Source organism: Cellulophaga sp. HaHaR_3_176 (assembly GCF_019021925.1).
Lineage (GTDB): Bacteria > Bacteroidota > Bacteroidia > Flavobacteriales > Flavobacteriaceae > Cellulophaga.
On the sequence record NZ_CP058990.1, the window covers coordinates 2,082,698 to 2,107,346 of the forward strand.

21 protein-coding genes are annotated in these 24,649 nt (G+C 31.9%); 7 read left to right on the top strand and 14 right to left on the bottom strand.

Annotation, left to right across the window (positions count from 1 at the left end):
• Window positions 1-3 precede the first annotated feature (3 nt).
• Window positions 4-1,533, bottom strand: a complete 1,530-nt coding sequence (gene zwf / locus H0I23_RS09255; protein ID WP_216782943.1) for a glucose-6-phosphate dehydrogenase — start codon at window positions 1,531-1,533, stop codon at window positions 4-6.
• Between the two features lie 210 nt (window positions 1,534-1,743).
• Here zwf and gndA point away from each other — a divergent pair, with 210 nt between their 5' ends.
• Complete coding sequence (gndA, locus tag H0I23_RS09260; RefSeq protein WP_216782944.1) at window positions 1,744-3,156, top strand: NADP-dependent phosphogluconate dehydrogenase; 1,413 nt, start codon at window positions 1,744-1,746, stop codon at window positions 3,154-3,156.
• A 79-nt stretch (window positions 3,157-3,235) separates the two neighbouring features.
• On the opposite strand, the gene H0I23_RS09265 is transcribed toward gndA, so the two are convergent.
• A complete protein-coding gene (locus H0I23_RS09265) occupies window positions 3,236-4,438 on the bottom strand; it encodes an MFS transporter (RefSeq protein WP_216782945.1) in 1,203 nt (400 codons plus the stop codon).
• A 252-nt stretch (window positions 4,439-4,690) separates the two neighbouring features.
• Here H0I23_RS09265 and H0I23_RS09270 point away from each other — a divergent pair, with 252 nt between their 5' ends.
• A complete protein-coding gene (locus tag H0I23_RS09270; protein WP_216782946.1) occupies window positions 4,691-5,128 on the top strand; it encodes a response regulator in 438 nt (145 codons plus the stop codon).
• A 3-nt stretch (window positions 5,129-5,131) separates the two neighbouring features.
• On the opposite strand, the gene H0I23_RS09275 is transcribed toward H0I23_RS09270, so the two are convergent.
• The 7 genes from H0I23_RS09275 to ilvD form a co-directional block, all read right to left on the bottom strand.
• The gene (locus H0I23_RS09275) at window positions 5,132-6,724 is read right to left on the bottom strand and encodes an NADP-dependent glyceraldehyde-3-phosphate dehydrogenase (RefSeq protein ID WP_216782947.1); all 1,593 of its coding nucleotides are present in this window, start codon (window positions 6,722-6,724) and stop codon (window positions 5,132-5,134) included.
• A 180-nt stretch (window positions 6,725-6,904) separates the two neighbouring features.
• Window positions 6,905-8,155: a threonine ammonia-lyase IlvA gene (gene ilvA, locus H0I23_RS09280; protein ID WP_216782948.1), complete on the bottom strand. Its 1,251-nt coding sequence runs from the start codon at window positions 8,153-8,155 to the stop codon at window positions 6,905-6,907.
• A 71-nt stretch (window positions 8,156-8,226) separates the two neighbouring features.
• Entirely contained in the window at window positions 8,227-9,696 is a 1,470-nt protein-coding gene (ilvC, locus tag H0I23_RS09285; protein ID WP_216782949.1) for a ketol-acid reductoisomerase, read from the bottom strand.
• Between the two features lie 34 nt (window positions 9,697-9,730).
• Entirely contained in the window at window positions 9,731-10,255 is a 525-nt protein-coding gene (gene ilvN / locus H0I23_RS09290) for an acetolactate synthase small subunit (protein ID WP_216782950.1), read from the bottom strand.
• A gap of 55 nt (window positions 10,256-10,310) precedes the next feature.
• Window positions 10,311-10,892, bottom strand: coding sequence for an O-methyltransferase (locus tag H0I23_RS09295; protein WP_216782951.1), 582 nt, complete (start codon window positions 10,890-10,892; stop codon window positions 10,311-10,313).
• A gap of 3 nt (window positions 10,893-10,895) precedes the next feature.
• Window positions 10,896-12,635 (bottom strand): biosynthetic-type acetolactate synthase large subunit, encoded by a 1,740-nt coding sequence (gene ilvB / locus H0I23_RS09300; RefSeq protein WP_216782952.1) that lies wholly within the window; start codon window positions 12,633-12,635, stop codon window positions 10,896-10,898.
• 47 nt (window positions 12,636-12,682) lie between these two features.
• Window positions 12,683-14,359 (bottom strand): dihydroxy-acid dehydratase, encoded by a 1,677-nt coding sequence (ilvD, locus tag H0I23_RS09305; protein WP_216782953.1) that lies wholly within the window; start codon window positions 14,357-14,359, stop codon window positions 12,683-12,685.
• Between the two features lie 426 nt (window positions 14,360-14,785).
• Here ilvD and H0I23_RS09310 point away from each other — a divergent pair, with 426 nt between their 5' ends.
• Complete coding sequence (locus tag H0I23_RS09310; RefSeq protein ID WP_216782954.1) at window positions 14,786-16,153, top strand: aldehyde dehydrogenase; 1,368 nt, start codon at window positions 14,786-14,788, stop codon at window positions 16,151-16,153.
• A gap of 1 nt (window position 16,154) precedes the next feature.
• Here the strand turns inward: H0I23_RS09310 and H0I23_RS09315 are convergent, their stop codons facing one another.
• The 5 genes from H0I23_RS09315 to H0I23_RS09335 are packed head-to-tail and all read right to left on the bottom strand — an operon-like array spanning window position 16,155 to window position 20,760.
• Entirely contained in the window at window positions 16,155-16,994 is an 840-nt protein-coding gene (locus H0I23_RS09315) for a biotin-dependent carboxyltransferase family protein (RefSeq protein ID WP_216782955.1), read from the bottom strand.
• Complete coding sequence (pxpB, locus tag H0I23_RS09320; protein WP_216782956.1) at window positions 16,987-17,724, bottom strand: 5-oxoprolinase subunit PxpB; 738 nt, start codon at window positions 17,722-17,724, stop codon at window positions 16,987-16,989. The genes H0I23_RS09315 and pxpB overlap by 8 nt, the downstream gene beginning before the upstream one ends.
• On the bottom strand, window positions 17,721-18,464 hold the full coding sequence (gene pxpA, locus H0I23_RS09325; RefSeq protein ID WP_216782957.1) for a 5-oxoprolinase subunit PxpA: 744 nt from the start codon (window positions 18,462-18,464) through the stop codon (window positions 17,721-17,723). The genes pxpB and pxpA overlap by 4 nt, the downstream gene beginning before the upstream one ends.
• 2 nt (window positions 18,465-18,466) lie before the next feature.
• On the bottom strand, window positions 18,467-19,657 hold the full coding sequence (locus H0I23_RS09330) for an Nramp family divalent metal transporter (protein ID WP_216782958.1): 1,191 nt from the start codon (window positions 19,655-19,657) through the stop codon (window positions 18,467-18,469).
• A 2-nt stretch (window positions 19,658-19,659) separates the two neighbouring features.
• The gene (locus H0I23_RS09335) at window positions 19,660-20,760 is read right to left on the bottom strand and encodes a DUF2891 domain-containing protein (RefSeq protein ID WP_216782959.1); all 1,101 of its coding nucleotides are present in this window, start codon (window positions 20,758-20,760) and stop codon (window positions 19,660-19,662) included.
• A gap of 223 nt (window positions 20,761-20,983) precedes the next feature.
• Here H0I23_RS09335 and H0I23_RS09340 point away from each other — a divergent pair, with 223 nt between their 5' ends.
• The 4 genes from H0I23_RS09340 (at window position 20,984) to H0I23_RS09355 (ending at window position 24,615) form a co-directional block, all read left to right on the top strand.
• Complete coding sequence (locus H0I23_RS09340) at window positions 20,984-21,427, top strand: hypothetical protein (protein ID WP_216782960.1); 444 nt, start codon at window positions 20,984-20,986, stop codon at window positions 21,425-21,427.
• Window positions 21,428-21,677: 250 nt separating this feature from the next.
• Window positions 21,678-22,667, top strand: coding sequence for a glycosyltransferase (locus tag H0I23_RS09345; RefSeq protein ID WP_216782961.1), 990 nt, complete (start codon window positions 21,678-21,680; stop codon window positions 22,665-22,667).
• Between the two features lie 175 nt (window positions 22,668-22,842).
• The gene (locus tag H0I23_RS09350) at window positions 22,843-24,045 is read left to right on the top strand and encodes an ATP-binding protein (RefSeq protein WP_216782962.1); all 1,203 of its coding nucleotides are present in this window, start codon (window positions 22,843-22,845) and stop codon (window positions 24,043-24,045) included.
• 81 nt (window positions 24,046-24,126) lie between these two features.
• On the top strand, window positions 24,127-24,615 hold the full coding sequence (locus tag H0I23_RS09355) for an FMN-binding negative transcriptional regulator (protein ID WP_371736626.1): 489 nt from the start codon (window positions 24,127-24,129) through the stop codon (window positions 24,613-24,615).
• The last annotated feature ends 34 nt before the right edge of the window (window positions 24,616-24,649 follow it).

Below are 24,649 nucleotides of genomic sequence, written 5' to 3' on the forward strand. Positions count from 1 at the left end.
CTTTTAATTAATTTCACAGAAACCAGATTCATCAGTTAAGCGTGGCCCAGGGTTTCTAAAGCCATGGTCGCCTTCTAACAATTGATCTGCATTTTCAGGACCCCATGTACCTGCTGAGTATCCGTAAGTCTTTACATTTTTATCTGCCCAATAATCTAAAATAGGATCTACAAATGCCCAAGCAGCCTCAACCTCATCTGCTCTTGCATATAAAGTTGCATCGCCTTGCATAGCATCTAATAATAATCGCTCGTAAGCATCCATTATATTAGAATCAACTAAACTAGAATATTGAAAATCTAAATTAGCACGTTCTACTTTAAACCCTTGTCCTGGTACTTTTACACCAAATTTCACTAAAATTCCTTCATCTGGTTGAATACGAATAATCAATTTATTATCCATATTGGCAATATCTTGATCTTTATATACTTGATGGTGTGGAGTTTTAAAGTGTATAACAACCTCTGTAACCTTTGTTGGCATACACTTAGCTGTACGTACATAAAAAGGAATATCTTTCCAACGCCAGTTGTCTACAAAAAACTTAATTGCTGCAAAGGTTTCTGTTCTAGAGTCTGCATTTACACCATCTTCTTCTCTGTATCCTTTTACCTCTTTACCATCAATTTTGGAAGCTACATACTGCCCTTTTACAGTATTTGTATATAGCGACTCTTCGTCACGCATTATCCTAAGCGATTTTAAGGCTTTTACCTTTTCATTTCTTATTTCTTCTGCGGTAGAGTTTATTGGTGGCTCCATTACAATTAAAGAAACTATTTGTAATAAATGACTCTGAAACATATCTCTCAATGCTCCTGACTTATCATAATAACCACCACGTTTTTCTACACCTACAGTTTCTGCATTTGTAATTTCAATATGGTGAATGTAGTTTCTGTTCCATAAAGGCTCAAAAATAGAATTAGCAAAACGGGTAACTAATAAATTCTGAACAGTTTCTTTACCTAAATAATGATCTATTCGGTATATCTGCTTTTCTTTAAAATATTTCTGTAAACCTGTATTTAAGTCTTTTGCAGTTTCTAAACTATAACCAAAAGGTTTTTCAACAATTATACGTTTCCAACCGTCACTCTCATCAGTTAGGCCTGCATCGCAAAGGTTTTTTGCGATAGCCTCATACAAACTTGGTGGGGTAGATAAATAAAAGATATAGTTATTGTTTGTATTGTATTTAGAGTTTAAATCAGAAATACGCTTACTTAAACGATCATAATCAGTATCGTAATCGTCTCCTAAATCTTCATAAAATAATTTGTCTGAAAACTCATTGATATAATTGTTTTCTTCTTTAGAAACATCATCTGCTAAAAAAGCACTTTCATGAACTACTTTATTTCTAAACTCTTTATCAGTAATATTACTTCTACTTGCACCTAAAACTATAAAATTTTCAGGAAGATGTTTTCCTTTATATAAATCATAGATTGCGGGAATTAACTTTCTTGCGGTTAAATCGCCCGAAGCTCCAAAAATGATCAGCATTTGGTTCTCAGTCTTATTCATAAAGCTTAGCTTATTTAGGTAAATTTGTTGTATATCCAATTTTTTAATCAACATTGGTTAGTTTATTACGACAAACCTTTTAAATTGGATATTTTAAATTAATTTTGATATCAAATTACGGCTAAATTAACACTATTTTACATGAAAAAATAGTTCAACCGTACACTTAACACAATATTTACACCTATTGTTAGGTAATAAAACAAACATATGGAGCATAAAGATTATGATTTTGGACTAGTAGGACTTGGCGTTATGGGACGCAATTTTATTTTAAATGTTGCTGATAATGATTTTAAGGCTTTTGGTTATGATTTAGATCAAGAAAAAGTTGACGCATTAAAAGTTGAAGGCGGTAATTTAGAAAAAGTTAATGCGACCAGTGATATAGAAACTTTTATTAGTGCTTTAGCACAGCCTCGTAAAGTTATGTTATTAGTACCTGCTGGTAAAATAGTAGATGCTGTTATTGAAAATCTTCTTCCTTTTTTAGATAAAGATGATATAATTATTGATGGAGGAAACTCTTTCTTTACAGATACTGACCGTAGAGAAACTTATTTACAAGAAAAAGGTATTCACTTTTTTGGTTCAGGAGTTTCTGGTGGTGCAAAAGGAGCTAGAAAAGGACCTAGCATTATGCCTGGAGGTAATAAAAAAGCCTATGCTCACGTAAAACCTATTTTCGAAGCTGTTTCTGCTAAATTTAATGGAGAGCCTTGTGTAGCTTATTTAGGCCCTAAATCGGCTGGTAACTATGTGAAAATGGTTCATAATGGTATTGAGTATGGCTTAATGCAATTAACTTCAGAAATATATGACCTTCTAAAAAAATCATGTGCACTTACTAATGATGAGCTGCATACTGTTTTTGACACTTGGAATAAAGGCAGGTTACAATCTTTTTTAGTTGAGATTACTGCTGAAATTTTTAAACAAGATGATGATTTAGGTAATGGTCGTTTAGTAGATAAAATTTTAGATAAAGCAAAACAAAAGGGAACTGGAAAATGGACTTCTCAGAATGCAATGGATTTAGGAATACCTGTTCCTTCAATTGATATTGCAGTAAGTATGCGTGAAATTTCTGCATTAAAAGATGAACGTGTTATTGCTGATAAATTATATGACAGACCTGAGCCTGCTAAAATTGATAAAGAAGAATTAATCAGTATGGCTGAAGAAGCTTTATATTTTGCTTTTATAAATACATATGCACAAGGGCTTCACCAATTAGCAGATGCATCTAATGAATATAAATATGAATTAGACTTATCTGTTATTGCTAAAATATGGCGTGCAGGTTGTATTATTAGAGCCGGCTTATTAGAAGATATTTCTAGTGCTTATGTTACTGATAACAAGCTAAAAAACTTACTACTAGCACCTTCTTTTGTCCCTAAAGTACAAAAGGCTGTTCCATCGGCTAGAACATTGGTAGCTTATGCTGCTAAGAGTGGAATTCCAGTACCAGGCTTATCAAACTCTTTAACGTATTTTGATGCCTATACTTCTAGTAACTTACCTTTAAACCTAATACAAGCTCAAAGAGATCATTTTGGTTCTCACACATATGAGCGTATAGATAAAGAAGGTATTTTCCATACAGAATGGGGAGCTTAAAAGATTAATTATCAGCCTATTAATAATAAAAAAAGCCAATTGTAAATTTACAATTGGCTTTTTTTATTATTAATTATTTTTATCGATACGATAATCGTTTAAATTTTTCTTGTTTAGCAGTTACTCGCCTACTTACAATAATACCTACTGCAATTAATATTCCTGCTGCTGCCATTGCCGCTCCAACATAACTAGCTGATGTAATGCTGTGTCCCATTGCAATTGGTAAACCGGCCAAATAAGCACCAGAAGCATTCCCCATATTAAATGCACTTTGGTTCATTGATGAGCCAAGCATTTCTGATCCTTTTGATGAATTTATAATCGCCATTTGAATTGGTGTAGCAACTGTAAAAGAAATCATTCCGATAAAGAAAGTTAATATAAGTATACCGATCGGACTTGTTGCTACGATTGTATTTATCAGTAGCGCTAAAACCATCATTGATAAACTTATAACTACAGCCTTCATAGGTGTTAATTTTTCTGCCATTTTTGCTCCTAGAAAATTACCAACAACCATACCTAAACCTGCTAAAATCATAGCATAGCCGACCATACTTTCAGGATACCCTGTTACATCTGTTAATAATGGCGCTATGTAGCTATACCAAGCAAAAAAGCCTCCAGTACCTATTGTTGTCAATAAAATTAAAACCCAAAGTTCTAATTTCTTAAATATTTTAAAATCTTTAGCCATACTCCCGTTTGAGGATTTTGGAAAACTAGGCATCCAAAAATAAACACTTAACATTGCTAATACGCCAACTACCCCAACTAATAAAAACGAAATATTCCAGCTGAAATGATGTCCTAAATAGGTACCTAAAGGAACTCCGATAACATTAGCTATAGTAAGACCCGCAAACATAGTAGCAATAGCATGGGCTGATTTACCTGGCGTTGCTAATTTACCTGCAACTACAGCTCCTATGCCAAAAAATGCTCCGTGTGGTAAACCAGATAAAAACCTAAAAACTAATAGACTTGTATAATTTTCTGAAAAAGCGGAAAGTGTATTAAAAATAGTAAACCATACCATTAAAGCTAATAAAACTTTATGAGCCGGCCATTTACCACCTATACTAGTTAATAATGGAGCTCCTACTACTACGCCTAATGCATACGCAGCTATAAAATGACCTGCTTCCGGTATGGTAATATTTAACGAACCTGCTACATCTGGTAAAATACCCATAATAACAAACTCTGTCATTCCAATACCAAAACCACCTACTGCTAAAGCTATTAATGCTTTTTTGTTTGATATATTCTCTTTCATAACCTTTCTGATTTAAATTATTGAATACAACCTTTTCAATCCATTAAATTAATCCACAAAAATAAGAAGCTTAATTTGTTTATATGCTATGCATATTTATCTAATATCTGTTTAATTCTAACATTTAATATATGCTTCAGAAACAATTAATAAATACTTATTCATTTTATTTTTGAATAGTATAATACTAAATCTAAAAAAACACCGTTATAACAAAATGTAATACTTTTCTTACTGAGAAAATATATTCTAATGATTGATAAAAAAATAATTTCGAATACTGATGAGACCTCTGGTAACCTAAAAGGAACCAGGATACTTATTGCTGAGGATAATGAAATTAATATTTTTATTATCAAAAAATATTTTAAAGATTGGGAAGTAGATTTTGATATTGCTAGTAATGGAGAAAAGGCTATAGAATTAGCAGAGGCTAATACCTATAACCTTATTTTAATGGATCTTAATATGCCAATTTTAAATGGCTATGAGGCCACAAGAGCAATTAGAAAGAATACATCTTCTAGCAATCACAATATTCCTATTTATGCTTTATCTGCTTCAATTGGTATTAGTGTAGACGACGAATTAAATGAATCTGGAATGAACGGTCTTTTATATAAGCCATTTGTTCCTCTTGAATTGTACACTACACTATCTAAAATAATTAAAGACAGCAAAACAAAATAGTTTTTACAATATGTAATCTGTACTCACAAAATTAGAAAGCTTAGCATCTAATAGTTGTTCAATTATTTCTGTATTCAATTCATTGTCTTTAAAAGCTACAAATGTTCTAATAGAAAAAGAACGTAATGCATCATGCACACTTAATGTTGCTTGAGCAGAATCTTTTCTTCCTGTAAATGGATACACATCTGGCCCACGTTGACAAGAACTATTCAAATTCACACGGCAAACTAAATTTACCAAAGTATCAATCAACGGAGCCAAAGTATATACATCTTTACCAAACAAACTTACTTGTTGTCCGTAATTAGATGCTGCCATATCATCTAAAGGCTCTTCAATATCTTTAAAAGAAACAACAGGTATTACTGGTCCAAATTGTTCTTCTTGATACACAGCCATATCTTTTGTTACAGGATATAATACTGCTGGCCATATATAATTCTCTGAAGTTTCTCCTCCTTTTTTGTTTAAAATTTTAGCTCCTTTAAGCTTCGCATCATCAATTAAACCTTGAATATAAGCTGGTTTTTGAGGCTCAGGTAATGGTGTAAGCTTTGCCCCATCATCCCAAGGGTTTCCAAATTTTAATTCATCTACTCTTTTTGCAAAGCGTTTATTAAACTCATCTACAATTTCTTCATGAACATATACGACTTTTAAAGCAGTACAACGTTGGCCATTAAATGATAGCGTACCTGCAATACATTCGTCTATCGTTAAATCTAAATCTGCATCTGGCAAAATAATAGCAGGATTTTTAGCCTCTAAACCTAATACTAAACGTAAACGGTTACTTTTAGGGTGTTGATTTTGTAATGCATTTGCTGATTTACTATTACCTATTAATGCTAAAACATCTACCTTACCTGTTTGCATAATAGGCGCTGCAACAGCTCTACCTCTTCCAAAAATAATATTAACTACTCCCTTTGGAAAACAAGACTGAAAAGCTTCTAATAAAGGTGTTATTAATAAAACACCATGCTTTGCTGGTTTAAATATTGTTGTATTACCCATTATAATTGCAGGTATCAACAATGCAAAAGTTTCATTTAACGGGTAGTTATATGGGCCTAAACAAAGAACAACACCTAATGGCCCTCTTTTTATATGTGCATAAACACCATCGTGCTTTTGAAATTTTGCTCCGTTACGATCTAGCTGCTTATAATCTTCAATAGTATCATAAATATATTCTACAGTTCTATCAAATTCTTTTTGAGAGTCTGGTAAAGATTTACCTATTTCCCACATCAATAATTTTACAATCTCTTCACGCTTGGTTTCCATCTTTTTTACAAAAGACTCCATGCACTGTATCCGATCTTTAACGTGCATTGTAGGCCAAACTCCTTGTCCTCTTCCAAATGCTTTGTGAGCGGCATCTAAAGCATCCAAGGCTTCAGTTTCGCCCATGTCTGGGATGCTACCTAATAACGTTGGTTTGTATTCTTCTGTAGATGATATTGTAGAAAAAACTTCTGTGGTATTACCACTCCATTTTTTGAGCTCTCCATTTACAAGGTATTTTCTTTGATCTATAGTTTCTTTAATCTGAAACTCTTCGGGAATTGAGGTGTTTATTTTACTCATAATATAAATTAACTTGAAGTTAAAGTTACATATATTGAATATAATACACCTATAAAACTATTCTCTAATTATAAAGAATAGGGTAATATTAACATAAAACTCAAATTCTATCAAAATCAAACGTTTTCGTTATGCCTCTGTTGTAAATTTGATTTTAAAGAATATACCTCATGCGCTATATTATACTAAATATTGAAACAAATCAGGCTTATCATTTATATAATCTCCAAAGAAGTTATTAGCTTTCATACGCTCCATTAAAGGTTTTAAATCCTCTGCATTTTTCAACTCAATACCTACTACTGCTGGTGCATTTTCTTTACTTGATTTTTTTGAATATTCAAAATGTGTGATATCATCATTAGGACCCAAAATATCAACTACAAACTCTTTTAAAGCTCCTGGACGTTGCGGGAAACGAACAATGAAATAATGTTTTAAATTACCATAAAGCAATGCTCTTTCTTTTATTTCGGCTGTTCTTGTAATATCATTATTGCTACCACTTACAATACACACAACATTTTTACCTTTAATTTTGTCTGCATATTGATCTAAAGCAGCAAGTGTTAAAGCTCCTGCTGGCTCTACTACAATTGCATCTCTATTATATAAATCTAATATCGTTTGGCAAACTTTCCCTTCCGGAACAGTTATGACATCACTTAAATACTCTTGGCAAATTTTAAAGGTTAAATCACCTACTTTTTGAACTGCAGCGCCATCTACAAATTTATCTATTTGTTCAAGCTCTATATTTTTCCCTTCTGCTATAGAGTTTTTCATAGAAGGTGCACCTAATGGCTCTACTCCTATTATTTTTGTATCGGGAGAAAGTGACTTAAAAACAGCGCATAAGCCTGAAGCTAAACCACCACCACCAATAGCTACAAATACATAATCTATAGGTGTTATTGTTTGCTCTAATATTTCTAAACCAACAGTACCTTGCCCTTCAATGGTTTTTGGATCATCAAAAGGATGAACAAATACTTTATTATTCTCTGTACAGTTTTTTATTGCAGCTTTAGAAGAGTCGTCAAAAGTATCGCCTACTAAAACTATGGTTACCCATTCTCCACCAAACAATTGTGTTTGTTCTACTTTTTGTTTTGGAGTTACAGATGGCATGTAAATAGTACCTTTTATACTCAAGTGATTACATGCAAATGCAACACCTTGAGCATGGTTACCTGCACTAGCACAAACTACTCCCCTTTTCCTTTCTACATCTGTTAAAGAGCTTATTTTATTGTAAGCGCCTCTAATTTTATACGAACGAACTCTATGCAGATCCTCTCTTTTTAGAAGAATATTCGCATTAAATTGTTTTGAATATCTAATGCTTTCAAAAAGTGGCATAACTGCCGCTACCTCTCTAATAGTTATAGCAGCTTTACGTATATCATCAATGTTTGGGAAATAACTCATCGTGTAAAAATAAAAAACCTGTCAGGTTTAAAAAAACTTGACAGGTTTAAAAAAAATTATAGTCTAAATATTTATACTATTGGTTTCATTGCTGTCATTGAAGCTCTTAATCTAGCTCCAACAATTTCAACTGGATGCTCTCTTAATGCTTTGTTTACACTAATTAACTTAGCGTTATCTACACCATTACCTTCACCGAATTTTTTACCGATAACATCTGTATCAATGTTTTTCATAAAATCAGCTAATAAAGGCTTACAAGCATGATCAAATAAGTAACAACCATACTCAGCAGTATCAGAAATAACACGGTTCATTTCAAATAACTTTTTACGTGCGATTGTATTTGCTATTAATGGCGTTTCATGTAAAGACTCGTAGTAAGCAGATTCTGCAATAATACCAGACTCTGTCATTGCTTCGAAAGCTAACTCAACACCAGCTCTTACCATAGCTACCATTAATACACCATTGTCATAAAATTCTTGCTCAGAAATTTTATCACTTCCTGCAGGAGTTTTTTCAAAAGCAGTTTCTCCAGTCGCTGCTCTCCAAGTCAATAGGTTTTTATCATCATTAGCCCAATCTTCCATCATTGTTTTAGAAAATTCACCTTGAATAATGTCATCCATATGTTTTTGAAATAATGGACGCATGATTTCTTTTAATTCTTCTGATAATTCAAAAGCTTTAATTTTTGCTGGGTTAGACAAACGATCCATCATATGCGTGATACCACCATATTTTAATCCTTCTGTAACAGTTTCCCAACCGTATTGGATTAATCTAGAAGCATATCCTGCATCAATTCCTTTTTCGACCATTTTGTCGAAACATAAAATAGATCCTGTTTGTAACAAACCACATAAAATAGTTTGCTCACCCATTAAATCTGATTTTACCTCAGCAACAAATGAAGATTCTAAAACACCTGCTCTATCGCCACCTGTAGCTACAGCATAAGCTTTAGCCTCTGCAAATCCTTTTCCTTGTGGATCATTATCAGGATGTACTGCAATTAATGTAGGTACACCAAAACCTCTTTTATATTCTTCACGAACTTCAGAACCTGGACATTTAGGAGCAACCATGATTACCGTTAAGTCTTCACGAATTTGCATTCCTTCTTCTACAATATTAAAACCATGAGAGTAAGATAATGTAGCTCCTTTTTTCATCAAAGGCATAATAGCCTTTACTACACTTGTGTGTTGCTTATCTGGAGTTAAATTGATTACTAAATCTGCAGTAGGAACCAACTCTTCGTAAGTACCAACATTAAATCCGTTTTCAGATGCATTTTTAAATGATTGTCTTTTTTCTTTGATAGCTGCTTCACGCAATGTGTAAGAAATATCAAGACCTGAATCACGCATGTTTAAACCTTGGTTTAAACCTTGAGCACCACAGCCAACAATAACTATTTTTTTCCCTTTCAAAGCGGATACACCTTCAGAAAATTCACTTGTGTCCATGAATCTACATTTCCCTAATTGGGTCAATTGCTCTCTTAATGATAGTGTATTGAAATAATTTGCCATTTTCTAAACTCGTTTATTAAATTTAATTGTTTTTTTATTTTTGAAACTTTGCTAATAATGCCGAAATAGGCATTTCCTCTTTACTTACCGCTATTCTTCCAGAACGTACAAATTGCATAATTCCGTAAGGTAATAGTTGATTGTACATTTCATCTATTTCATGTTTTCTTCCTGTTTTTGCTAAAACAAAGAAATCTCTTGAAACTGTGACGATTGTTGCGTTACAATCTTTTATAATATTCTGAATATTTCTTTCATCAAAAAGTAAGCTAGAGTTTATCTTAAACAAAACAGACTCTTGATAAATAGTTTCATCATCAATATGGTAATATGCTTTTATAACCTCTATCTGTTTTTCAATCTGACCTACAATTTTACGCGCAACTTCTTCTTCTGTAAAAACTACTACCGTAAATTTAGAAACATCTTCAATTTCTGATTTTGAAACATTTAAGCTTTCAATATTTATATGTCTTTTTAAAAAGATACCAGAAATTCTATTTAATAATCCAACATTATTCTCTGAATAAACGGATATTGTGAACCACTTTTTTTCCATTATACTTAATTCTTAATCATACAAAACATCGAATATTAAAAACGATGCCTATTTTTTACGCTACCCTAGTAGCTATAATTAAACCTGTTGACCAATTCATCTTAGTCAAGCTAAAATCTTTTCTTTTCTCTAAATAAGCTATCAAGCCATCTACATTATCAGAATGTCCTTCTGGCCAGTTTGGCTGTTCAGTCATATCATCGATAATATAAAAACCACCTACCTTTACTAGTTTTAAAACCTCATCAATTTCGCTGTACTTACCTGGCCATGCATCTGCAAAAACTAAATCGAATTTACCCTGTTTATAATTTTTTAACCAAATACTACCATCTTCACAAACTAGTTGAAGTCGTTTATCATCTTTAAAAAAATCTTTTGCAATAGCTATAAGCTCTTCATCATTATCAACCGAAATCATAGTCGACTCAGAATCCATGCCATCTAACATCCATGCTAAAGACAGCCCTATTCCTGTACCTAATTCTAAAATAGAAGCTGCAGGTTTAGAAGCTACTAAGGTTTTTAATAAGCTCCCAACATACAAATCAGAAGGCATTGTAAAACCAATCGCTTTAGACTTATCTTCTATTTTAGATAGAATTTCAGGCTTATTTGTAAAGATGTTATCGTTCATGGTTTATTTCAATCTCATGTCTGATACCGATGCTCCTGTTGGAATCATAGGAAACACATTATGTTCTTTCTCTACTTTTACTTCTAAGAAATAAGGCTCATCAGAAGCTATCATTTCTTGTATGGTAGCTTTTAAATCTTTTCTTTCGCTAATACGAGTTGCTTTAATGCTATAACCTTCTGCTATTTTCACAAAATCAGGATTTACCATTACTGTTGATGCATACCTTTTTTCGAAAAATAATTCTTGCCACTGGCGAACCATCCCTAAGTGATCGTTATTTAGCACAACTATTTTAACGGGTAATTTATGCTGAAAGATTACACCTAATTCTTGTATCGTCATTTGGTAACCACCATCGCCAATAATGGCAACAACTTCTCTATCCATCGCTCCCATTTTAGCACCTATAGCTGCTGGCAAAGCAAAACCCATTGTACCTAAACCGCCAGAAGTAACATTACTTTTTGTCTGGTTAAATTTAGCATACCTACAAGCTACCATTTGATGTTGACCTACATCGGTAACAATAATAGCACTATTTTTAGAAGCAATATTTATTTCTTCAATAACCTCAGCCATTGTCAACCCTTCTTTCGTAGGGTGTAAATCGTTTTTGATTACTTCGTTGTATTCTATTTCGTATTTCTTTTTAAACTCATTATGCCAGGCCTCATGACTATTTTTACTAATCAACGGCAATAACATTTGTAATGTTTCTTTAGAGTTTCCTAAAACAGCTACATCAGATTTTACATTTTTATTAATCTCAGCAGGATCTATTTCAAAATGAATAACTTTTGCTTGCTTAGCATAGGTTTCTAAATTACCTGTAACACGGTCATCAAAACGCATTCCGATTGCAATTAATAAATCGCATTCGTTGGTTAATAAATTTGGACCATAGTTACCATGCATACCTACCATACCTACATTTAAAGGATGTTCTGTATCCATTGCAGAAAGTCCTAAAATGGTCCAAGCTGCAGGTATACCTGCTTTTTCTACCAACTCTTTTAATTCTTTTTCTGCTTGACCTAAAATAACGCCTTGTCCAAAAACAATCATTGGTTTTTTTGCTGCGTTTATTAAAGTTGCTGCCTCTTCTACTTTTGTTACATCAACTTTAGGAAATGGATTATAACTACGAACACCTTTGCATTTTTCATAAGAAAAATCAAACTCTTCAAACTGAGCGTCCTTAGTAATATCAATTAAAACTGGACCTGGACGACCTGATTTAGCAATAAAGAAAGCTTTTGCTAAAATTTTAGGTATTTCTGATGCCTTTGTTATTTGGTAATTCCATTTTGTTACGGGAGTAGAAATACCAACAATATCGGTTTCTTGAAAAGCATCTGAACCTAATAAATGACTACCTACTTGGCCTGTAATACAAACCATAGGTGTAGAATCTATTTGGGCATCTGCCAAACCTGTTACTAAATTTGTAGCTCCTGGGCCCGATGTTGCAATAGCAACACCAACTCTACCAGATACACGAGCATAACCTTGTGCAGCATGTGTTGCACCTTGTTCATGACGTGTTAATATATGTGTTAGTTTATCTTGAAATTTATATAATTCATCGTAAACTGGCATTATGGCTCCACCTGGATAACCATAAATCAAATCGACATCTTCAGCTAATAAACAATGTATTATTGCTTCTGCTCCTGTAATTTTCATACTGGTATCCTGGCCTTCTGCCTTCTTTTTATTTTTTAATGTATCTGTAGCCATTCTCTTAATATTGAGATTTCCGATGTACGGAAATGATAAAAATCTATTTAAAACTCATCTGTAACACAACCTTGTGAAGCCGACGAGACCGAACGTGCATATTTGTAAAGCACTCCTTTTTTAAATTTTAAAGCAGGTTCTACCCACGCTTCTTTACGCTTTGCTAACTCATCTGCAGTTACATCTACATTTATAGCATTTGTTTCTGCATCAATCGTTATAATATCACCATCTTTTACAAGGGCAATTGTACCACCATCTTGTGCTTCAGGCGAAATATGACCTACTACAAAACCATGTGTACCTCCTGAAAAACGACCATCTGTAATTAATGCTACTTCTTTACCTAAACCTGCACCCATAATAGCTGCTGTTGGTTTTAGCATTTCTGGCATTCCAGGACCGCCTTTAGGACCTTCGTAACGGATTACAACAACATCTCCTTTTTTAACCTTACCATCGCGAATACCATCATTAGCATCATATTCACTATTAAAAACTTTTGCTGTTCCTTTAAATAACAAACCTTCTTTACCCGTAATTTTTGCTACAGAACCATTTTCAGCTAAATTTCCGTAAAGCATACGTAAATGACCTGTACTTTTTATAGGGTTATCTAATGGACGAATTACATCTTGCCCTTCTTCCATATCAGGTACATCAGCTAAGTTTTCTGCTAAAGTTTTACCTGTAACAGTTAAACAATCGCCATGTAATAAACCATTTTGTAATAAATACTTTAATACTGCTGGAATACCACCTATACGGTGTACATCTTCCATTAAGTATTTACCACTAGGTTTTAAATCTGCTATAAATGGTGTAGTATCACTAATATGTTGAAAATCTTGTAATGTAAATTCAATATCAGCAGCTCTTGCAATTGCTAAAAAGTGAAGCACTGCATTTGTAGAACCTCCCATTATGGTAACTAAACGAATTGCATTTTCTAATGATTTCCGTGTTACTATATCTAAAGGCTTAATATCGTTTTCAAGTAGGTAAAACATTCTTTTACCTGCCTCTATACATTCTACTTCTTTATCTTTACTTATGGCTGGGTTTGATGAATTGTAAGGTAACGACATACCTAATGCTTCAATTGCTGAAGCCATAGTATTTGCCGTGTACATACCACCACAAGCACCTGCTCCTGGAATAGATTTTTTTATAATACACTGAAAGTCTTCTTCTTTCATTGTACCTGCTACTTTTTCTCCCCATGCTTCAAAAGCAGATACTACATCTAGTTTTTTATCATTATGACAACCAGAAGCAATTGTACCACCATATACTAAAATAGAAGGTCTGTTTAAACGTAGCATAGCCATTAAAGCTCCAGGCATATTTTTATCACAACCAACTACAGTCACTAAACCATCGTAAGACATACCTTGTACTACAGTTTCCATAGAATCTGCAATAATATCTCTTGATGGTAAAGAAAAACGCATCCCTGGTGTTCCCATAGAAATACCATCACTAACACCTATTGTATTAAAAATAAGACCGACTGATGCCTGTGAATTAACACCTTCTTTGACCAATTTAGCCAAATCATTTAAATGCATATTACATGGGTTACCTTCGTAACCTGTACTAGCTACACCGATAATAGGTTTTTCGAAATCTTCATCTTTAAAACCTATTCCGTACAACATTGCTTGTGCTGCAGGTTGTGTTGGATCTTGAGTGACGTTTTTACTATATTTATTTAATTCCATTAAACTTATGCTTGTATATTTAAAATCTTCTCTGTGACATCTATCTACTCAAAGATAATTGTTTATAATTCTCTATTTTTTTAACATTCTAAATTGGTTCAAATCCAATTTTATAATAATACACTTAAAAACCTAATAATCAATAATTTAAATATCAATTTCATACCATATTCAATACTTTTAAAGTATTTTAAAAGGACATATTTATAATGATAAACTCATTCGTTTTAGATAAAAAAAAGAGCCTATATCGTTAATTGTGATACAGGCTCTTTTCTTAAAACAAAAAATATCTGCATCATCTCTTTTCTGAGACAATAGTGATGCTAATATTATTTAAAGTGCTATTTTTCATTTTAAGGTTTAAAGATATATAATAACTTGATAAGAGCACAATCTGCCTCAACTTTTATTTAAATTTGACACATGAAAACAGTATTAAACAATCAGCATATTTTTTTTGACACTCAGAAAACAAAAGATGTCAATTTTAGAATTTCATATCTTAAAAAATTACTGAATGAAATTATTGCAAAAGAAGATGTTATTTGTGATGCTCTATATCTAGATTTTAAAAAACCTAAATTCGAGACTTTAGCAAGCGAAACTCAATTTGTTATAGCGGAACTAAAGAGTCTTATCAAAAAAACGAAGTCTTGGGCTAAGCCAAAACGAGTTTCTTCGGCACTACTCAATTGGCCCTCATCTGATTACATATATAAAGAACCTTATGGTGCTGTTTTAATTATTGCTCCTTGGAATTATCCTTTTCAATTAGCCATAGCACCATTGATTGGGGCAATTGCTGCAGGAAATACTGCTGTAATTAAACCTTCAGAAATAACACCAAATACTTCTAAAATTATTTCTGAAATTATAAAAAATGTTTTCCCTGAAAATTATGTAACTGTAATACAAGGTGGTGTAGAGGTATCTGAAAAACTATTAGCCGAAAATTGGGATTATATATTTTTTACAGGAAGTACTAAAGTTGGAAAAATAATTTATGAAAGTGCAGCAAAGCATTTAACCCCTGTTACATTAGAACTTGGAGGAAAAAACCCTACAATTGTAGATGAAACAGCCAATATAGCTGTAGCTGCAAAGCGCATTGTTTGGGGTAAATTTTTAAATGCAGGCCAGACATGTATTGCTACCGATTATATATTAGCACACAACAACATTAAATTGAAACTTATTGGAGAGCTTAAAAAGGCTATTACAGCTTTTTATGGTGAAGATATAGAACAGTCAAATGATTTTGCTAGAACTGTAAGCAAAAATCATTATAATGGTTTAGTTGACATGCTTAATGGTGAAAAAATACTTTTTGGAGGACAAAAAAATGATTCTGATAATTATCTTGCTCCTACTCTAGTTTATGAGCCAAAAGCGAATAGCAAATTAATGGAAGGAGAAATATTTGGCCCCATTTTGCCAATTATTGGCTATGAAAAAGACGAAGAGATTCAGCAACATATTTCGCGCTATGGCAAACCATTAGCTACTTATGTTTTTAGTGAAGACAAATCTTTTCAAGATAAAATTATAGCTAACTATAGTTTTGGTGGTGGAGCTATAAATGATACTGTAATACATATAACGAATAAAAAATTACCTTTTGGTGGTGTTGGTAGTAGCGGTATTGGTGCCTACCATGGGAAAACCTCTTTTGATTTATTCTCGCACTCTAAAAGTATCGTTAAAAAGGGAACTTGGATTGATATTCCTTTACGCTATGCGCCATACACAACGCCAATAAAATGGGTGAAAAAAATACAGAAATTATTTTAGTCTACATCAATTTTAAAGTAATTACATCACCTGTTTTTTTCTGAGATAATATTGAAATACCCTCATCTGTTAATTGCAAAATTCGAGGGTAACCCCCAGTTGTTTGCCCATCTTTCATTAAAATTATTAATTTACCCGATGGTGTAAATTGTATAGTACCAGGTAAAGTAGCTGAGGTTAACATTGATTTAGAATGCCCCATAATTATTTCTACTAATTGGTAAGCCATTCTATTATTCTCGTTTGCTATTGTAAATTTTTTAAAGAATAAACTCTCTAATTGTTTGTCTGACAATAAATCAAATTCAGGTCCTTTAGCTACATGCAAAACTTCTTCACTTAAAAACTCATCTACTTTTAAAGCATTAATTTTAGGTTTAAAAGAATCTACTTTTTTATAATCTACAGTACTTTTATCTTTTAGTATTCCGTTTAATTTTATAGACGAATAATACGATCTACTCCCTAAAACCATATTAGTCTGAAACCCTCCTTTTATAGCAATATAAGCTCTAAATCCTTTTTTTAATCGACCATAAGAGAGAATATCACCTTCTTTAACTTTAATTACTTTATAATTATCTATAGGCTCATTATTCAGCGTCATTGATAACTCAGCGCCTCCTAAAGAAATGAATGTGTTTTTTTCAAATTCTAATGTAGGTCCTGTCATTGTTATTTCTAAAACAGCGTCATTTTCTTCATTTTCAAGCAGCATATTTAACTTATACACTGTTTTTATATCCATAACGCCAGATACTGGTACGCCTTTGTCTCTAAAACCAAAACGACCCAAATCTTGAACAGTAGTAAAAAGTCCTGATTTTAATACCTTAAGCATCTATTTTAATTTTTTCAAATTGATAAATTCCGACTTCTGCTTCAATTTTATGCAAATCGTACTCTGCTTTAGAAATCGCATAAAACTGAACCTTATCTCCCACTTTTACAATACATGGATTTTCCTTTTTAGGATCAAAAATAGGTACCGAGCAATTTCCTAAAATATTCCATCCTCCTGGAGATTCTTGAGGGTATATACCTGTTTGTTTACCTGCTAAACCAACAGAACCTTTTGCTACTTTAGACCTTGGTGTTTCGCGCCTTGGCACTTCAAGGTTTTTAGGTAAACCACCCAAATACATAAACCCTGGTAAAAAACCAATACCATATACGGTATAAACACTTGCTGTATGAGTTTTTATAACCTCTTCTATTGTGGTATTAAGTTTTTCAGCTACTTCTACTAGATCTAAACCAAATTGAGCATCATAACAAACTGGCAAACGCCACAAATAATTTTCTTCTAAAAAAGTTTCTTCTTTAGTTAGGTACCATTCATTTAATTGAGTTTTAAAGACATCAAATTCTATTATTTCTCCTCTTAATACAAGTGTTAAAGAATTGTAAGCTGGTATAAACTCCCACTTATTATCTTTCAAATGATTCCGCTTTAAATCTGAAATAAAAAACAGAATATCTTTAAGAATATCTTCTTCTACCTGTTCTGGCCACTCTATTAAAACAGCATGAACTCCAAAAGGGCGTATTGAAACTGGATATTTTTTCACTTTTTAATAGCTATAAAATGATTTTTTAACTCTTTATGAAGATACGTTAATATTTTCAAAGCATCAGAAGTATCGCCATGAATACAGTAGGTATTTGCTTTAATTTTTATTGATGTATCATTTACAGAAATAACCTGTTCATTTTTGACCATTTCTAATAGATGTTGTAATACTTTTTCAGGAGTTTGAATTAGAGAATTTAGTTTGCTACGGGCTACTAAACTTAAATCATCATTATAATTTCGGTCTAAAAAAGCTTCGTATACGATGTCAAAAGATTGCTTTAATGCTTCTTTTTCTATTATTGAATTGTATGGAACGTATAATTTAATTTCATTTTTATGTGGGAGAATTGCTTCTAAAAAAACTAAAGCTAATTTTTTATCTTTTGCTATATCATTATACAAAGCTCCATGGGGCTTTATATGGTTTAAAATTGCTTTCTCTTCTTTACAAATTTCAGAAAAGTTAGTTATTTGATCACGGATACTTGTTATTAAGTGTTGATGCTGAATATCTATAGAAAGTCTACCAAAATTATTTTTATCAGGATATGATGGATGCACACCGATTAATACAGTATGTTTTTTAGCCAGCTGTATAATATCTCGCATACTATTATTATCACCTGCATGACCACCACAGGCTATATTGCATGATGATAAAAGAGGCAAAAGAAGTGCCTCATTACCAACCCCTTCTCCTACATCGCTATTTATATCTATAAATATTCTATCCATTTTTAATACCCAAAAACTTTTATGATACTTTTAATTCCTAAAACTAGAGTGATTACTATTATTATAGTTCCTAAAATATTTTGAAAAGGAGTATTTTTATAGTTCCCCAAAATGGTTTTTTTATTAACCACCCAAAGTAAAAATACAGCTATTACTGGTAGTAGTATTCCATTTGCTATTTGAGCAAATTTAATAATTTCAATAGGTGTTACCCCTATGTATAAAAAGGAAACCCCTATCACTATAATCAACATCCAAACAAGTTTGAACTTTATATCTTTTAAACTCGCTTTCCAACCAAAACAACTATTTACAACATAAGCAGCAGCCAACGGAGCTGTTATTGCAGAGGTAATACCAGCAGCAAACAAACCAATTCCCATAAGATATTTAGCTGCTGCACCATACAAAGGTTCAAGCCCTAATGCTAAATCCATAACATTTGTAATATTTTTATTTGGAATAACAGAGGCAGAAACCATAATACCCATAGATACTAAGCCACCTAAAGCTATCGATATAATTGTATCACGCCTAACCTGCTTTAAGTCTGATACAGATTTCCACTTTTCACTTACTAATGATGCGTGTAAAAACAAATTATATGGCACTACTGTTGTGCCTACTAATGTAATTATCGTTAAAAGGCTATTATCGGGGAAAGAAGGTACAAAAGCACCTTTTAGGAGTTTACTGATATCTGGTTTCGTAATTATTGCTGTTATAAAAAAAGATAAGCTCATTAAAATAACAAGTGAAACCAACACCTTTTCTAAAACTTTATAATTACCATAATACAATAAAACGAATGCCAAAAATCCTATTATTAATGGATAATACGGAGTAAGTTCTTCTCCAAAAACAGCTTGTAAACCTAATGTTGCACCTCCAATATTACCCCCTTCATAAGCGGCATTACCTATAACTATAGCTGAAAGTATAATACATAAAACTGAATATTTAACCCATGGTATTTTAATTTCTGATTTGATAACATCTGCCAAACCGTTCTGACTAACTAAACCTAGCCGAGCAGACATTCCTTGTAATACAATTGCTGCTATTATAGATAAAAGCATTGCCCATAATAATGCGAAGCCAAATTTAGCACCTGCTAATGTACATGCCGTAACTGTTCCAGGCCCTATAAAAGCTGCTGCTACTAAAACTCCTGGACCAAATTTTTTAAACATAATTATTTTGCATTATTCAGTGCATGCAAAGCAAAACTACCCAACCAATGTGTTCCGCTATAATTTGCATCAATTATATTAGGCAGCGAGTATGAAATGTGGTTATTAGCCATTTTTTTTAAATGAGAATACTCTGGTAAAGTTTCTGCTATACCATATAAACACCAAGCTCTACTAAAATTAAGGCCATCTAAATGTACTAATTTACCATCCGTTCTATCTGAAACTTTACCTGGTTCTAACTCATAATCAGCATCTGTTAGTTCTGGTAAAAAAGCATCAAACCAAATTTTAAAATCATCAGCTGAATATATTCTACGAACTAAATTAGCTTCTTCTAAGCATGGTGATAAAAAATCAAACCCACTAGGTTCCCAACTTAAAGGGCAATCAGCATCATCACTATAAAATCGAGTAACACAATTTTTAATACCTTCTATTAACCCATTATTTTTCAATGTTTCAGCATAATCTAGTGCTAATGATAAACCGAAAGCTGTATTGGTATGCTCTCCTACTCGTATTGGGTAATTTAGTTTTGGTAAAAACTCTAAATAAGAGCTTACAATTAAATCCGTTAATGGTTGTAAATTTTTCTCTAAATCACGCGCTAATGGATCCTCCCAAGTATGTAATTCTTCTGCTAATTTTAAAATCCAAGCCCAACCATAGGTTCGTTCATAAGAACTATTCCCTTCCATCTTAAAATATGCTATTTCTACTGCTATATTTTCAGCCGTTATATTTGCTGCCAATTGAGCTCTAATAGTTGCTGCTTCGTGCAAACTTGGGTATTGTTTTAATAACGATACTAAACTCCAATGACCATGTACTGAAGAATGCCAATCAAAACAACCGTAAAAAGCAGGGTGTAATTCTTTCGGAGAAGCAATGTGACTTGCATCATTTAAAGATTGATTTAATTTATTAGGATACTCTATTTGTAAACATGCTAGCGGCAAACCTGCCAACCTATTTGCCTCTTTAAAAGTCAATTCTGGCACTACTATATTATCTTCTACTGTACTTTCTTTTTTTACATCCTCTTTACAACTATTCAAAAAAAAGGATAATAAAAGAATTGAAATAAGCTTACTATTCATGTGCTACGCTGTTTAAATCTAACCTCATTTAAGAAGGAAGTAAATATAAAGAACTCCTTTTAAACTAGGCAAGTTAGAACTCAATAAAACTCGTTAAACGGTTAAAATACATGTAGTTCATCTAAAACTTTACCGTTCGTCTAATACTTGGTCTTAAAATATACTAATTGAAAAAATCTCAGGTTATAATAGTCCCGAATACCTATTTTTAACCTACTTAATAATGAATTGTTTAGAATGTAACAAAGAGCTAAGTTATGTCAATCATCAAAATGCTATCGACACTTATGGTGTCCGACTTTGCAAACAGCACAAGAGTAGATTAGACAAACTTGTATTAGAAAAAAACACCCCAATTGAGGCTGTTAAACTATATTATGGTTTAAGAGAAATCGGAATAAATTCGATGCTCGAATGGTGGGATGGTAAAAAATCTGTTGACCTAGCTATTTCACGTGTTAAATTAAACATTGAAATAGATACAGAGTATAATACTATCTCGCACGAACAAGCTATAATGGACCTTGAAGAAGCTATGCATTCTTTCAAGAATGGTTTTACAACAATCAGAATTCCTCACGTAGTCGTCAAGTACTATTTGAAAGAAACAGTCAATAATATTAAAGGAATTGTCGAAGGTTTAAAAATGAATATTAAAACTATTTAGCTCAAATAAATTGTAGCTTTATACTACCATATTCTGACAATTTCATTTATTGAATGAATAAAGACAAGTGTATAATTACATTGTTTTTATTCATTCAGTAGTATTACACATTCAGGTTACCTATTTTATATTCTTTAAAAGATAAATATTTTAATACTATTATATTCATAAATAATGGGTCATATTTTATGATCTTTACTGTAATTTTACAAAACACTTATTTATCTATTTTGTAATTTACAAGTATCTTATGAGAATATTAATAGTAAATAAAAGTTTAATTCCCGTAACTCTTTATGGAGGTACTGAAAGAGTAATCTGGTACTTAGGCAAAGAATTATCTAAACTAGGCCATAAAATCACTTATTTAGTAAAAAACGGATCAACTTGTGACTTTGGCACTATTATTCCTATTGATGATACCAAAGATATTATTGAACAAATACCAGATAATGTTGATATTGTTCATTTCAATTTTTCTCCACCAAATATTGACCAAATAAAAAAGCCTTACATAGTAACAATGCATGGCAACGCCAATACTACAAACGAGCTAAATATTAACACTGTTTTCGTTTCTAAAAACCATGCAAATAGATTTGGCTCAGAATCATATGTATATAACGGACTAGATTGGGAAGATTATACAAAACCTAATTTAACAACTAAAAGAGATTCTTTTCACTTTTTAGGTAAAGCAGCATGGAGATTAAAAAATGTACAAGGTGCTATTGATGTTATAAAAGGAACAAAAGCTGAACGATTGAAAGTACTAGGTGGTACTCGATTAAATATTAGCATGGGTTTTCGCTTCACTACTTCTCCTAGAGTTACTTTTTATGGTATGATTGGTGGTACAAAAAAAGATGCCATACTTAACAAATCTAAAGGCTTAATATTTCCTGTAAAATGGCATGAACCTTTTGGTTTAGCACTTACCGAAAGTCTTTATTACGGAGCTCCTGTTTTTGGCACCCCTTATGGCTCTTTACCTGAACTTATAACAGAAGAAGTTGGTTTTTTATCTAATAAAAAAGCAGATCTTGTTAATGCTGTTTCTAATGTTAGTAGTTTTTCTAAAAAAACATGCCATGATTATGCTGTAGAAAATTTTAACAGTAAAAAAATGGCGTTGTCTTATTTAGATAAATATGAAACCATTTTATCTAATCAAAAAATAAATTTAAAATCTCCTCAGTTAATAGCACCTCTAAAAAATAAATTTTTAGATTGGTATTAAAGCTACAATCTTTTTTTTTGCTTCTAAATACTTCGTTTACAGATAAATATTTGGTTTGGTTTATTTTAACTAACCAAAAAACAATTATGTAATTTTTTATTCGTTATCTTAGATTGAAGAAAGAAAAATACTACACATTAATATTGTTTTCTATCTTAGAATAAAAAAAAGATTTATGATTACTCCTAAAGTATATGACAAGGAAAAAGAAAGATTAAATAATTTAAAATCTTATTCAATACTCGACACATTACCTGAAGAAGATTATGATAACCTAACTCGTATAGCTGCAAGTATTTGTGGAACTCCTGTATCTTTAATAACCCTTATCGATTCTGATCGGCAATGGTTTAAATCTAGTCATGGTATTGGAGTAAAAGAAACCGATGTTAATATTTCTTTTTGTGGGCATTTAATAAATGACCCTGAAGAGGTTTTGATGGTGCCAGATTCTAGGTTAGATATTCGTTTTCATGACAACCCACTTGTTACAGGAGATACCAAAGTTATTTTTTATGCTGGAGTATCTTTAGTAAGTGATGAAGGTTACCCCCTAGGCTCTTTATGTGTTATAGATAATGAACCTAAAAAACTTAATAAAGATCAGTTAGATTCTTTAAAAGCACTTTCTAAACAAGTAATAAATTTGCTTAGACTTAGAAAAAATGAAAAAAAATTAAAACACACGTTAGCTATATTAGAAGATAAAAATTTAGAACTAGAGCGCTTTGCTTACATTGCTGCTCATGATTTGAAATCGCCATTGAATAACATATCAGAAATGGCTAAGCTATTTTTAAAACAATACAGTATAAAATTAGATGATGAAGGTGTTGAAATGATGCAAATGATACTAAATTCTTCTGATAAATTAAAAAAACTAGTTCATGGTTTATTAGAATTTAGTAAAAGTGAAACCATTTTAAATGAGAGTAAAGTATCTATAAATTTAAAAACTTTACATAAAAACCTATCCACCTTGTTTTCATTTGAAAATGATTTAAATATAACTTTAGAAACTAAGCTTACTGAAATACAGGCTAATGAAACTGTATTAGATCAAATATTAATAAACCTGCTTACTAACGCGATTAAATATAATGATAAAAACCTCACTCGTATTGAAATTAGCATAACAGAAAACAAAACACATTATAATTTTGATGTTATAGATAATGGTCCTGGAATACCACCAATACTGCATGATAAAATTTTTACCATTTTTAAAATTGGTGCTAACCAAGATAAATATGGTAAACAAGGTAACGGAATAGGACTTGCTACTGTAAAAAAAATTGTTGAAAAATCTGGTGGAGATATTTCTGTTAGTTCAGAACTTGGTAACGGAGCTAAATTCAGCTTTTCTATTAAAAAATAAATATCTCAAATCTATCTTTAAAAAATCATTACTAGAGAATACCTATTTTTACGTGTATAATTTCAATTACATCATTTAATTATGCACATTCCGTCTTCTTATAAAAAAACTGATGTTACTGACATAAAAGACTTTTTAATTCAAAATAGCTTTGGTATTTTAATTAATCAAGTAAATGGCAAACCTTGGGCCACACATATCCCCTTAGAATTAGATGTAGATAAAGATAGTAATGACGTTCTTGTAGGTCATATCTCTAAGGTAAACCCTCAAGCTGATAATTTTATCGAATCAAACGAGGTTTTATGTATTTTTAATGGCCCTCATTCCTATATTTCATCTTCATGGTACGAAAAAGAAGATGCACCTACTTGGAACTATATAGCAGTACATATATATGGAAAATTACATATACTTAGTGAAGATGAGATAATGGAATCTTTTCATAAATTAGTAAACAAATACGAGAAAAATTCAAAAAATCCAATCTCGACAGCTGATATGTCTGAAAAAACATTGAAGGAAATTAAAGGTGTTGTTGGTTTTAAAATTTTAATTGAAGATATATAGGCTGCATATAAATTATCTCAAAATAGACCTCAAG